This window comes from Mesorhizobium sp. RCAM 06353 (assembly GCF_059683585.1).
Window position 1 is genome coordinate 5,212,470 of the sequence record NZ_CM185031.1, and the last position, 13,830, is coordinate 5,226,299.

Annotated in this window: 17 protein-coding genes and 1 tRNA gene; 9 read left to right on the forward strand and 9 right to left on the reverse strand. The window is 62.2% G+C overall.

The window, feature by feature from the left end:
• Positions 1-44 precede the first annotated feature (44 nt).
• Together ade and AC56QX_RS25235 are read right to left on the reverse strand one after the other, a co-directional pair.
• Positions 45-1,862, reverse strand: coding sequence for an adenine deaminase (gene ade / locus AC56QX_RS25230; RefSeq protein WP_497111221.1), 1,818 nt, complete (start codon positions 1,860-1,862; stop codon positions 45-47).
• Positions 1,863-1,943: 81 nt separating this feature from the next.
• Positions 1,944-2,330, reverse strand: coding sequence for a SecDF P1 head subdomain-containing protein (locus AC56QX_RS25235; protein ID WP_497111222.1), 387 nt, complete (start codon positions 2,328-2,330; stop codon positions 1,944-1,946).
• Between the two features lie 190 nt (positions 2,331-2,520).
• On the opposite strand from AC56QX_RS25235, the gene AC56QX_RS25240 reads away from it, so the two are divergent.
• The 3 genes from AC56QX_RS25240 (at position 2,521) to AC56QX_RS25250 (ending at position 3,935) form a co-directional block, all read left to right on the forward strand.
• A complete protein-coding gene (locus tag AC56QX_RS25240; RefSeq protein WP_497111223.1) occupies positions 2,521-3,189 on the forward strand; it encodes an outer membrane protein in 669 nt (222 codons plus the stop codon).
• 282 nt (positions 3,190-3,471) lie between these two features.
• Positions 3,472-3,557, forward strand: a tRNA-Leu gene (locus AC56QX_RS25245).
• Positions 3,558-3,644: 87 nt separating this feature from the next.
• Entirely contained in the window at positions 3,645-3,935 is a 291-nt protein-coding gene (locus AC56QX_RS25250) for an AlbA family DNA-binding domain-containing protein (RefSeq protein ID WP_497111224.1), read from the forward strand.
• A gap of 221 nt (positions 3,936-4,156) precedes the next feature.
• On the opposite strand, the gene AC56QX_RS25255 is transcribed toward AC56QX_RS25250, so the two are convergent.
• Both AC56QX_RS25255 and AC56QX_RS25260 read right to left on the reverse strand, forming a co-directional pair.
• Complete coding sequence (locus AC56QX_RS25255) at positions 4,157-4,399, reverse strand: hypothetical protein (RefSeq protein WP_497111225.1); 243 nt, start codon at positions 4,397-4,399, stop codon at positions 4,157-4,159.
• A 232-nt stretch (positions 4,400-4,631) separates the two neighbouring features.
• Positions 4,632-4,946 carry a hypothetical protein gene (locus tag AC56QX_RS25260; protein ID WP_497111226.1) on the reverse strand — a complete coding sequence of 105 codons (315 nt, stop codon included), beginning with the start codon at positions 4,944-4,946 and terminating at the stop codon, positions 4,632-4,634.
• 1,090 nt (positions 4,947-6,036) lie between these two features.
• On the opposite strand from AC56QX_RS25260, the gene AC56QX_RS25265 reads away from it, so the two are divergent.
• Positions 6,037-7,536 (forward strand): HAL/PAL/TAL family ammonia-lyase, encoded by a 1,500-nt coding sequence (locus AC56QX_RS25265; RefSeq protein WP_497117885.1) that lies wholly within the window; start codon positions 6,037-6,039, stop codon positions 7,534-7,536.
• Between the two features lie 52 nt (positions 7,537-7,588).
• Here AC56QX_RS25265 and AC56QX_RS25270 read toward each other — a convergent pair whose 3' ends face one another.
• From AC56QX_RS25270 to AC56QX_RS25280, 3 genes are all read right to left on the reverse strand, one after another.
• Positions 7,589-7,954 carry a hypothetical protein gene (locus tag AC56QX_RS25270; RefSeq protein ID WP_497111227.1) on the reverse strand — a complete coding sequence of 122 codons (366 nt, stop codon included), beginning with the start codon at positions 7,952-7,954 and terminating at the stop codon, positions 7,589-7,591.
• A gap of 273 nt (positions 7,955-8,227) precedes the next feature.
• Positions 8,228-8,329, reverse strand: coding sequence for a putative RiPP precursor (locus tag AC56QX_RS25275; protein ID WP_497111228.1), 102 nt, complete (start codon positions 8,327-8,329; stop codon positions 8,228-8,230).
• Positions 8,330-8,478: 149 nt separating this feature from the next.
• Positions 8,479-9,057 (reverse strand): NUDIX domain-containing protein, encoded by a 579-nt coding sequence (locus AC56QX_RS25280; protein ID WP_497111229.1) that lies wholly within the window; start codon positions 9,055-9,057, stop codon positions 8,479-8,481.
• 161 nt (positions 9,058-9,218) lie between these two features.
• Between AC56QX_RS25280 and AC56QX_RS25285 the strand changes: the two genes are divergently transcribed.
• From AC56QX_RS25285 to AC56QX_RS25300, 4 genes are all read left to right on the forward strand, one after another.
• Positions 9,219-10,322 carry an NADH:flavin oxidoreductase/NADH oxidase gene (locus tag AC56QX_RS25285; protein ID WP_497111230.1) on the forward strand — a complete coding sequence of 368 codons (1,104 nt, stop codon included), beginning with the start codon at positions 9,219-9,221 and terminating at the stop codon, positions 10,320-10,322.
• Between the two features lie 130 nt (positions 10,323-10,452).
• Positions 10,453-10,770: an SH3 domain-containing protein gene (locus AC56QX_RS25290; RefSeq protein WP_497111232.1), complete on the forward strand. Its 318-nt coding sequence runs from the start codon at positions 10,453-10,455 to the stop codon at positions 10,768-10,770.
• Between the two features lie 119 nt (positions 10,771-10,889).
• A complete protein-coding gene (locus tag AC56QX_RS25295) occupies positions 10,890-11,168 on the forward strand; it encodes a DUF982 domain-containing protein (RefSeq protein WP_019857850.1) in 279 nt (92 codons plus the stop codon).
• Between the two features lie 27 nt (positions 11,169-11,195).
• Positions 11,196-11,435: a DUF2188 domain-containing protein gene (locus tag AC56QX_RS25300; protein ID WP_140607517.1), complete on the forward strand. Its 240-nt coding sequence runs from the start codon at positions 11,196-11,198 to the stop codon at positions 11,433-11,435.
• Positions 11,436-11,548: 113 nt separating this feature from the next.
• Here the strand turns inward: AC56QX_RS25300 and AC56QX_RS25305 are convergent, their stop codons facing one another.
• On the reverse strand, positions 11,549-11,833 hold the full coding sequence (locus AC56QX_RS25305) for a hypothetical protein (RefSeq protein WP_497111233.1): 285 nt from the start codon (positions 11,831-11,833) through the stop codon (positions 11,549-11,551).
• 54 nt (positions 11,834-11,887) lie between these two features.
• A complete protein-coding gene (locus AC56QX_RS25310) occupies positions 11,888-12,892 on the reverse strand; it encodes an alpha/beta fold hydrolase (protein WP_497111234.1) in 1,005 nt (334 codons plus the stop codon).
• Positions 12,893-13,045: 153 nt separating this feature from the next.
• On the opposite strand from AC56QX_RS25310, the gene AC56QX_RS25315 reads away from it, so the two are divergent.
• The gene (locus AC56QX_RS25315) at positions 13,046-13,789 is read left to right on the forward strand and encodes a competence/damage-inducible protein A (RefSeq protein ID WP_497111235.1); all 744 of its coding nucleotides are present in this window, start codon (positions 13,046-13,048) and stop codon (positions 13,787-13,789) included.
• The last annotated feature ends 41 nt before the right edge of the window (positions 13,790-13,830 follow it).

Consider the following 13,830-nt stretch of genomic DNA (forward strand, 5'->3'; position numbering starts at 1 on the left):
AAAGCCGGCGTTCGCAGGCCGGCCTCGTCCGAATATCGACAACCCTAGACGAACAGATCCACCTTCTGGAACGTCGTCACGTCGATCAGCCCGACGTCGGAAATCCTCAGTTCCGGGATGACCACCAGCGCCAGAAGCGAGTGCTGCATGTAGGCGTTGTTCAGGGAACAGCCCATCTTGCGCATCGCCTCGGTCAGTTTTTCAGCCTTGGCGGCGACGATCTCGGCGCGCTCGTCCGACATCAGGCCGGCGATCGGCATTTCGACCAGCGCCAGTTCCTTGCCCTTGGAAAACAGCACGACGCCACCGCCGACTTCGCCCAGCCGGTTGACCGCCAGCGCCATGTCCTGCTTGTTGGTGCCGACGCAGATGATGTGGTGGGCGTCATGCGCCACGCTCGACGCCATGGCGCAATCGCCCATATAGCCAAAGCCGGAGACGAAGGCGTTGGTGACGCCGCCGGTGCCCCTATGCCGCTCGACCAGCGCGATCTGGCAGACATCGTTGCGGCGATCCATGGCGACCAGCCCGTCCTCCACGGCAAGATCCGCTTCCAGCGCCCGTGTCGGCGCCTGGTTCTCGATGACGCCGATGACGCGCACCCGCACCTCGTTGGCGCCCTTGGGGGCGGCGATGTCGAAATCTGCCGCCTTGAGCTTCTTGCCGAGCTTGACGGTGTTTTTCGCCGTCTTCGGGTAGTCATAGGCCGGAATGTCGATCTCCAGCTTGCCGCCCTTGGCCAGCCTGGCGCCACGCGCATAGACCTCATCGATGGTCATTGCGGCGAGATCGGAGACAATCAGCAGGTCGGCCAACCGCCCTGGCGCGATCGAACCGATCTCGCGTTCCAGCCTGAAGTGCTGGGCTGTGTTGATCGTTGCCATCTGGATCGCCGTCACCGGCTTCAGCCCCTGTTGGATGGCGTGGCGCACCACACGGTCCATATGCCCCTCGTGCACAAGCGTGCCGGAATGGCTGTCGTCGGTGCACAGGATGAAGTTGCGCGGATCGATGCCGCCCTCGGTCACCGCCTTGATCTGCGAGGCAACGTCGTACCAGGCCGAGCCCAGCCGCAGCATCGCCTTCATGCCCTGGCGCACGCGGGCGATGGCATCCTCGGCGCGCGTGCCTTCGTGATCGTCCTCGGGTCCGCCGGCGACATAGCCATGGAACGGCAGGCCAAGATCACGCGAGGCATAGTGACCGCCGACCGTCTTGCCTGCATGGACCGTCGCGGCGATCTCGCCCGACATGACAGGATCGTTGGCGGCGACGCCAGGGAAATTCATCACCTCGCCGAGCCCGATGATGTTTTCCCATGTCATCGCTTCAGCGACATCGGCAACCGTGAGTTCGGCGCCGGCGTGCTCCAGCCCAGGCGCCGAAGGCACGCAGGACGGCATCTGCACATGCACGTTGATCGGCATCGCCACCGCCTCGTCATGCATCAGCCGCACGCCCGGCAGGCCGAGCACATTGGCGATCTCATGCGGATCGATGAACATCGAGGTGGTGCCGTGCGGGATGACGGCGCGGCAGAATTCGGTCACCGTCACCATGCCGCTCTCGACATGCATGTGCGCGTCGCAGAGGCCGGGCACCAGGTAGCGCCCGCCGGCATCGACCACCTTGGTGCCCTGGCCGATGGCGTGGCTGGCATTCGGCCCGCAATAGGCGAAGCGGCCGCCAGCAATGGCGATGTCGGTGCCGGCGATGATCTCGCCTGAGTGAACGTTCACCCAGCGGCCGTTGCGGATGACGAGATCGGCGGGCGTGCGGCCCATGGCGACGTCGACCAGATGCGTCGCCATCTCGGTCCAGGGTTTTGGCTTCGTCGCATGCGCCGCCAGCTTCTTTGCCATGAAGGGACTCCTGTTTGCGCGACTGTGCCAAGCCTGCCTGGTTTTGACCAGCGCCAAACAACGGATAGGCCTACCCAACCCTCACAAAGGCTGTTCGGCCTTTACCTCGACCGTGACTTTCGCACCTCCGGCTGAAATCCGTTCCGCGAGGCGCTTGAGTTCGCCCGCGGCGAAGGTGCCGTTGAGCATCACCTCGCCGCCGAGGATGGGTTCGACCAGGCGCGGCGAGGCCACCACGGCACCGTTGACGCTGAGATCGACCACCTTGCCGACATTCGCCTTGGTGAAGTCGGCGAACGCCTTTGCGCTGTCCGGCGTCATCTTGAGGCTGAGCGCCATCTGTCCCGAGGCTGCATCGGCTACGACCGCGGCCTTGGCGATGGCGAGCATCAATGGCTGGGCCCTGGCGAGGCCGCAGGCGAGCAGCACGATGGCTACTCCAGCAATGAGACGAGCCAGGCTGTTCATCAGGATTTTCCCTGCGAGAAGACCATCTTGCACGGTTACATTCGTCCGACAATGCCAGCTGTTAGCGGCTTCCAGAACGCGGTTCCGGCTAGGACACACGGCCGCAGCCAGAAATCCGATTCCGTTTTGTCGCAAATCGGTCTACCCTGATTGCCAAGGATTTTTCCGACTCTTCCTCCGGGGAGTTCGAATGTATCGCCTTGTGGTCGCAAGTGCCGGTCTTCTTGCCGTCCTGTCCATGCCGGCTTTCGCAGCCGACCAGACGGTCGATGTGCCGATGACCGCGCCCGGCTTCGACTGGACCGGATATTATGCCGGCCTGCAAGCAGGCTATGGCTGGGGCCAATCCGATATCTCGGGAAACGACGGCGGACCGTTTTCTGTCTCGCCCCACATTGACGGCGGTTTCGTTGGCGGGCACGTCGCCGGGCTGTGGCAGTTCGACCAGGCAGTGATCGGCGCCGAGGCCGATCTCAACTATTCCTCGATCGACGGCACGGCGGAACTCGGCGGACCCGGAAATGTCGTCGGCACCGACATCAAATGGTTCGGATCGGTCAACGCCAAGGCCGGATATACGATGGATCGTGTGCTGGTCTACGGCATAGGCGGCGTCGCCTTTGCCGGGATCGAGACGTCGCAAGCCTCGGGCTCCGCGTTCTCCGAGACACGCACGAATGTCGGCTGGACCGTCGGCGCCGGCGTCGACTATGCACTGACCGACAAGTTCGTCGTCGGCGCCCAATATCGCTACTACGATTTCGGCTCCGAACACTATGACGGGTCCAGCGATTTCGTCGGCCGCGACCAGGATACGAAGCTGAACACCGTCGGCGTCAATCTCAGCTACAAGTTCTGAGCGCTGCCAATAGCGATCGGCGGCGACTGACGTAACGTGACCAGCAATTTCGATAAGAGGGGCGGCCGGCGCCCCCAGTGGGCGGGGGAATGGGTTGGGCCTGGTAGACGCCGGCCTGGGCGGATCAAGTCCGCCGTGCAAACACCCTACACACTGCGCGCGGCGCGGATAATTCCGCGATCGCACCAGTATCGCCGCGCCCCCTCCTCTGGGGTGCGTGTTCAGACAGCTCAAAAAACACGACTTGACTGCCTGTGTCTGGCATCTGAAAAGGGCTGGCCTGCGGACGTGGCGGAATTGGTAGACGCAAGGGACTTAAAATCCCTCGATCTCTGATCGTACGGGTTCGATTCCCGTCGTCCGCACCACGTTGTAATTAAAAGGCAATTAGCTTTATTGAGGCGGCGCTGGCTACCCGAAGAAATTCCACGCGGGTAGCCGTGGGGTAGCCGAGGATGGCAGAACGAGGGCCATATAATGGAATTCGACGATATCGTTTCTGGCAGGGAGGCGTTCCTGCGGGAGGCAATTCTGCTCGAAACGCAAGAGGGCCTGAGCTTGATTTCAAAGCGCCGGCCGTCGCCAAGCAAGGCGCGGCCTTTACCCGGCAAGGCCAACTTACCAAGGATGGCCGAAACAGCTTGGCCAAGGCTCTCTCGGCCTTCAGCAACTCTGCCGGCGGTGTTCTGGTCATTGGAGTTGAATGCCGCAAGAATGTTGATGGGTCGACTGTGCCTGTGATCTAGCACCGCTCCGCAATTGGAAAACCGCACTCAGTGCTGTGAATTCAGCTGTAGGCGATCTTTTGCAGCCCAAAAATGGCGATATGAGAGCGATGGTCCCGCTCAACATCGCCGCTATCGCTGCTCTGATGCTCGCCGGCGCGGTCTGGCGCTACCGGCAGCGCGACATGCTGGGTATGGCTGCCTGCCGTGCTGATGGCCGCGCTAGGTGCCTTACTGCTTCTCTAAAACCCGACGACAATCCAAGGATTGGTCTCGTATCCGAGGCGCGGTTTCTCCGGCGTTGCTCCATCCGGCAATTTGGCCGTCCCAGTCAAACTGCAGTCCAGCTCCGGCACCGGCTTCTTGGCCGAATGCTTGGTAGAGCAAAGGTCCGCAGCATTACTGACCACCACTTTTTTCTCCTTGGCCACAGCGATACCGGTCGCAGCGATTACGATCGCCGCGCAAAAAATTGCCACTCTCATCGTACTTCCCCACGGTTGCGCATCCCCAAGATGCTGGGGCTTGACGTTACGTCACTTCTATATTAGCGCAAGCGAATATTATGGCCACTAGCGCATACGTGATCGCACCATACCGACGCGCCCGCGAATCCGTCATGCATGAGGCGCGGCGGACCTGAATTGTCCGCTTGGCCGGCGCCGCACAGCCCACAGCTCCCACCCTTGGCGTCGGCCATTTTACCCGCGGGATTTGTTACGCCGAGTGTTTAGCGCCTCTCTTCGGCTTCGGCGTGATTTCCTGGACCGGCACCTTCTCCTTAGCCATCGCCAGCGCTTTGGCCCTGTCCTTGGTGGTAAGGACGGTGCGCCAATGCGGCTTCTCGAAGCTCACGATGTAGGTTGTGGACGGCTTGGGCTCCACCTTTTGCTGCTTCCATCGTTCATATTGATAAGTCCCGATTATGTTAGCAAAGGTGTATTCATTAGCCAGCCGGACGCGCGTCCCGTCCTCAAGGCCACTGCCGGCCAGGCCCAGCGGCTTTCCGCTGCCAGTCCCTCTTGCATCCAAGCCGCTGGGCCGCCGTCCTAAGTCTCTGGCTTGGCGCTTCCGAACGTCGGCTTCCAGTCTCGGTTGCGCTTCGCCTGCAGGCCCTCGTAGTCAGGAATGCAGGTGAAGAAAGCCGGGCGCCGATCGCGGCCGGCGGCCTTACAATGCGAGCAGGCGACGAGCGCAACTAGATCCTGATGCATTGAACCATGGCCCGGCCCGAGACAGCTTGCCGGTCGGCTACACAAGGGTTTTGTGACACGCGGCCTCGGCGACGACGCCCGTGACCAGCAGCTACGTCGTACAGCACCAGCGTTAGCCGCCTCGTTCCCGCTGCCCCAGGGTGGCGTTCTTCCCTGTTTGTTAGATGCGCGTAGTGCCCCTTTCTTGGCTGCCCGAATGTAGCACCGGCGGCCGCTGATCGGCGCTTCGCTCATGGTCTGGCCGAGAGCCTATCTCAATGATTCCGACCAGCGCGCGAACAAACTCAACCATATCGTTCGCCGTGATGGCTGCCTGGTCAGGTTCTTGCCCAATGTGCTCGGCGGCCGCGCAGCATGACAGGCGGATGTGATCGTAGTGAGAATCCCTTTCATCCTCCGGCAACATCGCCAATTTCATGGCTCGGCGATGAATCAGCCGGAGCAATTGTCCGAGAGCGGCTCCGACACTCATGCGTTTTGCTCCGCATTGACCAAGCGTTCCGGCGCTCCAGGGCGTATGTCGGAACGTCGATGGGAGGTATCCCTGTGCCAAGGCTGCATTATAGCCATTAATATATTGTTTATTGCTAATATACGATTCCAAGAAGCGTCTTTTGGCCTCCATGAAATCCTAACGGCCCAGCTCGACGCCAACGCCGCATGAGGCGCAGGCTAGCCAGGAAGGCGCGGACCGAGCGATCCTGTCCTTCAAACGAGGCGCTGGATTTCCAGCGTCGGATCACAGACGGCATGTCTTTTATTGCCGACGACGTCGCTCCAGTCGCATCAGTCGGCAATTCCATCGCCAATATGCATCTCGGTTGGGTGGTACGGAGCCGAAGCAAGGTTCCCACGCCGCCTTTCGAGCGCGCCAACAGCGCCTTCGCAAAGCTATTTCGGAACGGGCAATGACAATAACGATAGATAGAAACGCCAGCTGGCGCGATATCGCGCGGGTGAGCGAAGGCGAATCCCTGGCGCTTAGCCAGGCAGCGTGGGACAGGATCGCTTTTGCGCACCAGATCGTAGCTTCCATCGTTGAAAAAGGCATTCGCGCCTATGGCGTCAACACCGGGGTCGGCGCCTTGGCAAGCAAGGTCGTGGCACCTGCCCTGCACAAGAAACTGTCGCGCAATATCATTCGCAGCCACGCGTGCGGCGTGGGTGACCTCGTGCCGAGACGCGGCGTACGCGCCATCATTGCTGCTCAAGTGGCAAATTTCGCGCATGGCCATTCGGGTGTGAGCCCTGCGATCGTCCGCAATTTGCTCACCTTTATCGAGCGCGACTGCGTTCCCGACGTGCCGTCCCGGGGATCGGCCGGATATTTGACGCACAACGCGCATGTAGCACTGGTCTTGATCGGTGAAGGCAGCGCAACCGTTGCAGGTCGCTCGATGAGCGGGCTCGAGGCCCTGGCCGAGATGGGTCTGGAGCCGTTGGAGCTTGGCGCCAAGGAAGGCTTGAGCCTCGTCAATGGCACCGCATGCGCAACCGGCCTGACAAGCATCGCCGTGCGGCGCGCCGAGCGTTTGCTAGGATGGGCTGACGCCGCGGCAGCTTTGACGCTTGAAGCCGCTGGCGCACAAATGCCGGCTTTTGGCGAGGCCATCCTGGCGATGAGGCCCTCACCCGGCATTCAGGACGTGGGCAAATCGCTGCGTGGCTGGCTTCACGGCAGCGAACTTATTGCGCTGGCCCATGGCAGTCGCACGCAAGACGCACTCAGTCTTCGCGCCGTGCCGCATGTTCATGGCGCCGCCCGGGAGGTGCTGGACCGCTCCGCCGAGCTGGTCGACCGTGAATTGGCCGCTGTCACCGACAATCCCGCGGTGTTCGGGTCTTTGGATGATCCTCAGGTTGTTTCAGAAGCGCATGCGGTGGCGCCCGCCCTTGGGCAGGCGGCTGACGGCCTGACCATCGCTTTGGCGCAGGTGGCTGGAATGAGCGAGCGTCGGATCGATCGTCTCGTCAATCCACTTGTCAACAATTTGCCGGCCTTCCTTGCCGATGAGGACGGAGCCAATTCCGGCTTCATGATCGCCCAATACACGGCCACGTCGCTCAGCAACGTCAATAGGCGTCTGGCCGCCCCGGCGGCGACCGACGGCGGCGTCACATCCGGCCTGCAAGAGGATTTTCTTGCGCATCCAACCGTCGCAGCCAACAAGCTGCTGGCGGTTATCGACAACGCGGAATACATTCTGGCGATCGAACTCATGGCAGCCGCGCAGGCCCATGATTTTCTGGCGCAGCGCGGTGCGCGTGCGCCTGGCACCGACCCCATCTACCGAATGGTCCGGGAAAATATCGCCCATTATTCCGATGATCGGCCTCTGTCCCGGGACATGGAGGCCTTGCGCAACTTCATCCGCGAAAGGAACGTGCCGGCCTGTCCGCAGCCCTGAGGCAAATGCTCGGCGAGGTTCCGCGCCTCGATCTCGGTGGCAGGGCTGCAAGCTAAGTCTCTCCGCGGCGGCGCCACCAGGTGAGCCCATAAGCGAATACCCAGTTGAAATAGATGAGAGCGATAACAGACCCGGTGAGAGGACCTTGCAGGCGCCAATAGGCAAGGAAGTACTCCGTGCCTTCCGATAGCGTGCCAAATGCCGTGCCCACGAGCACGACGCACGCGCTAACAAGCAGTCCGTTAGCGATATGGAGTGAAGGTGTAGTGCGCAGCGCGTTGAGCCAAGCGGCAAACGAGACCGCAGCCAATGGCAGGCAACTGAACGCGCCCGCGATCCACCCGTGACCAGAGCCAGCCAGGGCGATGAAACCGAATAGTAGCAAGGCGCCGAAGAGCGAGGCGATGACGTATTTCATGCGTCTAAGTTCCGGCGCTCTTGGTCCTCGGCTGCGGCCATTCCTGTTCTCCTTACGGAAATCCTGCAGCGAAGCGTGACGCAGATCCTCCTGGCCGCGCAAGTGCTGCACACGACCGATTTAGATCAGGCTTCATCCATTGAGTCTTGAGCCGACGGCCGCTTCATGCCTTTCGGCGAGCCGCCGGAGCCGGCGGCCGAGGCTCCCGCGCCGGAAATGAAAAAGCCCGCCGGTTAGAGCCAGCGGGCTTGATGTGTTCACCCTGGGAGGCGATCAGGCGTTTTGCACCGGCCCCGAGATTGGAACGATCTGCGCGGTAATCGAAGGCAGGCGCTCACGCTTGGTCAGCAACGGCTTTTCATATGTCTTCTTCATTATGTCCTCACTTTTTCCCTCGACTGGAAATTGTTTGAGGCGCTGGTTTTTGTCAACCTAGCGATTTCGTTAGCCGCCGGCGATCACCAACTCGGCCGCAAGCCGGCGTTGATGCGCTTCAGCACCACGGCAAGGTGCGCTGGCGTGGCTCAGGCCTTCATCGGGTTCAGCTTCAAATGCTGGATCAAGATAATGGTCTTGGCATCGACGATGCGGCCGTCGGCAATGCCGGCCAGCGCTTCGTCGAGCGGCATTTCCAGAACCTCGATGTCCTCGCCTTCTTCCGGCGCGCCGCCACCGGCCGAGATGCGGTCGGCGGGCGAATAGCGGGCCACGAAGAACCACAGCCGCTCGGTGACGCTGCCCGGGCTCATGTAAGGCGCAAACAGCCGCTCAATCTTGTTGAGCCGGTAGCCGAGTTCTTCCTCGGCCTCCTTGCGGATGGCGGTTTCCGGATCGTTCTCGTCGAGCAGTCCGGCACAGGCCTCGATCAGCGGTTCGCGGTGCCCGGTGACGTAGGCGGGATAGCGGAACTGGCGCACCAGCAGCACCGTCGAACGACTGGGGTCGTAGGGCAGGATCACCGCACCGTCGCCGCGGTCATAGGTCTGGCGGACCTGCGTCTCCCACTGGCCGTCGCGCCGGCGGTAGTCGAGCACGGTCTTCTTCAGCACCGCCCAGTCGTCGGAAAGAACCTCTTCCGAGCGGATGCGAATGCGATCTTCCATTGGATACCTCGGGTATTTGCTGCCAAGCGCAGGCGTAGCCGCGAACCGGCGCCGGTGCAATTGGGACAGTGATTGGTCCAGCGGGCGTTTCACTCTCTCGTGTGTGGTATGCAAGAGTTCCATTGCCTAAATAATGCGTTCCCCTCCCAGGAGCCCTTTTCATGACTGCATCGCTTTTTCAGCCGATCACGCTCGACGGCCTCACCTTCCACAATCGCATCGCTGTCGCGCCGATGTGCCAGTATTCCGCCGAGGATGGCTCGGCCAGCGACTGGCATCTTTACCACTGGATGAACCTGGCCATGTCCGGCGCAGGCATGGTCACGGTGGAGATGACCGATGTCGAGCGGCGCGGGCGTATCACGCATGGCTGCCTCGGGCTCTATTCCGATGACAACGAAGCCGCGGCGCGCCGCACACTGGACGCGGCACGACGCGTCGCCGCGCCGGACACGAAATTCGGCACGCAGCTGGCGCACGCCGGCCGCAAGGCCTCGAACCGCAAGCCCTGGGAAGGCGGCGGGCCGCTGCAGCCAAACGAGGATCCCTGGCAGACCGTCTCGGCCTCGGCCATCGCCTACGACACCGGCTGGAACGTGCCGCGCGCGCTCAATGAGGAAGAAATCCTGCAGCTCATCGAGCGCTTCGTCGAAGCAGCCAAACGGGCCGAACGCGCCGGCTTCGACTTCATCGAACTGCATGCCGCGCATGGCTATCTGATCTTCCAGTTCCTGTCGCCGCTGTCCAACCAGCGCACGGACCGCTGGGGCGGCTCGCTGGAAAACCGGATGCGTCTTGCCGTCGAAATCGCCAGGGCGGTGAAGAAAGCGGTGCCAAAGCTGATGCTCGGTGCTCGGCTGTCGGTGAAGGACTGGGTCGACGGCGGCTTCGACGTCGAGGATGCGATCGAGGTGGCGAAGGCCCTGAAGGCCGAGGGCGTCGCCTATCTCTGCTGCTCGAGCGGAGGCAATTCGCCGTTGCAGAAATTGCCCACCGGCCCCGGCTATCAGGTGCATCTGGCGGAAGCCGTGCGCAAGGGCGCCGGCATCCCGACCCGCGCGGTCGGCCTGATCGACGATCCGAAGCAGGCCGAGGCTGTTATCGCCGAAGGTCGCGCCGACATGGTGGCGCTGGCGCGTGCCTTCCTCGCCGATCCGCGCTGGGGCTGGCGTGCTGCCGCCACATTCAGCGAAAAGATCCATCCGGCACCACAGCTCGCCCGCTCGGTGACGACGATGGAACACTGGATGAAAGCCGCGGGCTGATCGGGCCATTCTCTTGATACGGGGCCTCCCGATACTGCCCAACTGTTTGCAACAGCCCGCTTCAATTCTCGCCGCAAACTGTTACGTTGGGTGAGGCTGCGGCGGGCGCGGCCGGGCTTGGGAGGAAATCATGTCGTTCAAGGCATTCTTGCCGGCTGCGATGCTTGTGACTGTCGCCGGGTTTTGCCTCGGTGCGTCGACGCCGAGCGTTGCGCAATATTGCGAGGGTACGGTGCACGGCCTGTCCGGCCGTTACAATCTGGCCACCGGCAGCGGCTTTCTCGCCGTGCGCACACGTCCGAACTCGTCATCGCGGATGATCGGCCAGCTGTTCAACGGCGATCACACCGAAATCTTCGACCGGCGCGGCAACTGGTATCAGGTCGAAATCGGCGGCACGACCGGCTGGGCCAACGCCCGCTGGCTGCGCAACGATTGCGGCTACTGAGGCCTCGAAAATCGCTCCCGATGGCCGCCGGAGTAGAGGTTCCCAAACAGCCTCTGAGACGTTTGGGCGCAGGCTGACGGCCACTTTTGCAACCAAATTGGCTGCTTTGCGTTGCGGCCATGATGGACAACAAACCTTTTGAAACGCCGGTCGTGGTCGAACTCGGCCATGTCGGCAAATATCGCCATATCCGCAGCACCCAGGAGGCGGCGGAGTGTCTGATGACGGTGTGGCCGCTCAATCGCGGCCCGCGTCATCGTGATGCCCTCGACACTTGCCTCAAAGTGCTGGAAGGTTATCGTTCGACAGCGGAAGCGCGACGGGCATTGATCGAGGCCGCCAGGGAATCGGAAGTGCTGGTGCCCGACGACAGGCTGTCCGACGACCGGCTGCATTGAGCAGGCGGACTTTAACCGGAGGTTTTGATGGCGAAGCTGACTTACAAGATCGTCGAGCATGACGGCGGCTGGGCCTACAAGGTCGGTTCGACCTTCTCGGAGACATTTCCCACCCATCAGGATGCGCTGCGCGCCGCCGAGATCGCCTCGGCCGAGCAGCAGGTGGCAGGTGCGACGGACGGCATCCAGTACGAGGATGCCGAGGGCAAATGGCATGAGGAACTGGCGGATGGCCGCGACCGGCCGCAGACCGAAGTGTCCGACTGAGCAATTCCAGAAAAGCCTGAAGAAGAGAACTTGCCGGCAGGAACAGGCAGGGCGCCGACCGCAGACGTCAGGAGAGACGACGTCCCAAGGTCAGCTTCTGCCCAGCGGCTGGACTATTTACCGCAATACTGATCGTTCACGTTGCCCTGAGCATTCGCGTCAGGACCGGCCGTGTTGTAGGCACAAGGGCCGGCAGAGCCCGTGCTGCCAAGGGTATCCAGTCCCGAGCGGTCGCCGTTGATGCTTCCGGTCGTGTTCTGGTCGACGCCTGAAGACTCTTCGTTGCCGAACGGCCACCAGTTGTGATGGTTGGAATATGCGGCGTCCGACGACTGCGCCATCGCCGATGTGGCGAGACCGATCGTCAGAACCGATGCTGCGAGAAGTTTCCTGTACATTGCATTACTCCGTGTCTTGGTCGCCTTGGGTGCGACACGGGGTAAACCCGGCAGTCAGCCGGTTGGTTCATTGAAATTGTCGTGAGGTTGGGGTGATGGAAACGCGCGGGCGGCAATCCGCTCGATGAAATCAATCACTCGCCTCGGCTCGACGAACTGCGGCATATGGCCGACGCCATCGACGGGTTCGAAATCGAGCCCTGCGATCTTGCCTCGCATCGGCTCGCCATGGATGCGGATGTCGATGACGCGGTCGGCGGTTCCAAACAGGATGCCTGCCGGCATGGCAATCTCGCCATAGCGTTGCTCGATGCGGCCGAGATCCTGTTCGATGGCCACGACATCGGCTGACGTTGCCTGGAAATGGATTGGCCGCAGCCCGAGCCAGCCACCGCCGTCGACCATGTAGTCCGCCGGAAAAGCCTGCGGCGCGAAGATGAATTCCATCGTCGGCCGCGCATAGCGCAGGCTGAGCGGTATCGCCACCGTATAGGCCATGATCCAGCGCTTCAGGCGCGAGGGGATGTAGAGCAGGTCGAACCGCTGGCGTGCCCTGGTTTCCAGATGCGTCAACGGCGCCAGCAAGGCGATGCCCGAAATCGCCTCGGGATGCTCCACGGCAAGGGTCAGCGTGACGGCGCCACCCAGAGAGTGGCCGACCACCAGCGGCCTTTCCAGCCCCAATTCTTCAATGAAACGACGCACCAAGGCTGCCTGCTCGGGCAAGCGGCCGGTGGCACCGCTCGCGCGCACCGAATAGCCCGATCCCGGACGATCAATCGCGATCAGCCGGTAGCCCGGGGCGAAATGTCCGAACAGCGTGTGCCGGAAGTGATGAAGTTGCGCACCAAGCCCGTGCAGGAAGACGATCGGCCTGCCCTCGCCGACATCGACATAGTGGATGCGGTTGCCGTCGACCTCGACGAATTTTCCCACCGGCGGCACCAGTCCTTGCGCCTTCGCCGCGATCCACAGTGTCGCCGACACCAGACCGGCGATCCCCAGGACCGCCAGCAGGAACAACAGGGCCAGCAGCCACGACAGGATCGATATCAGCATTGTTCACCCGGACCAGAACCAGTTTGAGCTTACCCGCATCCGGTTGCGCTGCAACCTCGCATCGAAACGGGTGCCATTGTTCGCCGCCTGGGTGGCATTGCCGACAGCCACGCGCCGCGCTATCTCAGGCGACCCGTCCTGCCGGAGCCCTCCATGCCTGAAATCGTTACAGCCGCCATGCTTGTCATCGGCGATGAGATTCTGTCCGGCCGCACCAAGGACAAGAACATCGGCCACCTCGCCGATATCATGACGGCTGTAGGCATCGACCTGAAGGAAGTGCGTATCGTTCCCGATGAGGAAGACGAGATCATAGCTGCGGTGAATGCCGTGCGCGCGCGCTATACCTATGTGTTCACCACCGGCGGCATCGGCCCGACCCATGACGACATCACCGCCGATTCGATCGCCAAAGCGTTCGGTGTTCCCTGCGAATACGATGCCAAGGCCTATGCCATGCTGGGCGAAAGCTATGCGGCGCGCGGCATCGAATACACCGAAGCGCGCAAGCGCATGGCGCGGATGCCGCGCGGCGCCGACCATATCGACAACCCGGTGTCGGTAGCGCCTGGCTTCCGCATCGGCAACGTCCACGTCATGGCCGGCGTGCCCTCGATCTTCCAGGCCATGCTCGACAATGTCGTGCCGACGCTGAAGACCGGCACGAAAATGCTGTCGGCGACGGTGCACTGTCCGTTCGGCGAAGGCCTTATCGGCGGGCCATTGGGTGAGATCCAGAAGGCGCATCCGGACACGATCATCGGCTCCTATCCAAAGTATGGCGACGGCAAGTTCTGGACCGAACTGGTCGTTCGCGCCCGCAGCCAGGAGGCGCTCGAGACCGCGCGCGCCGATGTCGAGGCAATGGTGGCGGGTTTCGCCGCCAAGGCGAGCTGAGGCCGGAACCAAGCACGGCGCGCCAACGTTTCCCTGCACGC

Coding starts and splice junctions, on each gene's coding strand:
- ade (WP_497111221.1), bottom strand. CDS start 1,862: ATGGCAAAGAAGCTGGCGGCGCATGCGACGAAGCCAAAACCCTGGACC.
- AC56QX_RS25235 (WP_497111222.1), bottom strand. CDS start 2,330: ATGAACAGCCTGGCTCGTCTCATTGCTGGAGTAGCCATCGTGCTGCTC.
- AC56QX_RS25240 (WP_497111223.1), top strand. CDS start 2,521: ATGTATCGCCTTGTGGTCGCAAGTGCCGGTCTTCTTGCCGTCCTGTCC.
- AC56QX_RS25250 (WP_497111224.1), top strand. CDS start 3,645: ATGGCAGAACGAGGGCCATATAATGGAATTCGACGATATCGTTTCTGG.
- AC56QX_RS25255 (WP_497111225.1), bottom strand. CDS start 4,399: ATGAGAGTGGCAATTTTTTGCGCGGCGATCGTAATCGCTGCGACCGGT.
- AC56QX_RS25265 (WP_497117885.1), top strand. CDS start 6,037: ATGACAATAACGATAGATAGAAACGCCAGCTGGCGCGATATCGCGCGG.
- AC56QX_RS25270 (WP_497111227.1), bottom strand. CDS start 7,954: ATGAAATACGTCATCGCCTCGCTCTTCGGCGCCTTGCTACTATTCGGT.
- AC56QX_RS25275 (WP_497111228.1), bottom strand. CDS start 8,329: ATGAAGAAGACATATGAAAAGCCGTTGCTGACCAAGCGTGAGCGCCTG.
- AC56QX_RS25280 (WP_497111229.1), bottom strand. CDS start 9,057: ATGGAAGATCGCATTCGCATCCGCTCGGAAGAGGTTCTTTCCGACGAC.
- AC56QX_RS25285 (WP_497111230.1), top strand. CDS start 9,219: ATGACTGCATCGCTTTTTCAGCCGATCACGCTCGACGGCCTCACCTTC.
- AC56QX_RS25290 (WP_497111232.1), top strand. CDS start 10,453: ATGTCGTTCAAGGCATTCTTGCCGGCTGCGATGCTTGTGACTGTCGCC.
- AC56QX_RS25295 (WP_019857850.1), top strand. CDS start 10,890: ATGATGGACAACAAACCTTTTGAAACGCCGGTCGTGGTCGAACTCGGC.
- AC56QX_RS25300 (WP_140607517.1), top strand. CDS start 11,196: ATGGCGAAGCTGACTTACAAGATCGTCGAGCATGACGGCGGCTGGGCC.
- AC56QX_RS25305 (WP_497111233.1), bottom strand. CDS start 11,833: ATGTACAGGAAACTTCTCGCAGCATCGGTTCTGACGATCGGTCTCGCC.
- AC56QX_RS25310 (WP_497111234.1), bottom strand. CDS start 12,892: ATGCTGATATCGATCCTGTCGTGGCTGCTGGCCCTGTTGTTCCTGCTG.
- AC56QX_RS25315 (WP_497111235.1), top strand. CDS start 13,046: ATGCCTGAAATCGTTACAGCCGCCATGCTTGTCATCGGCGATGAGATT.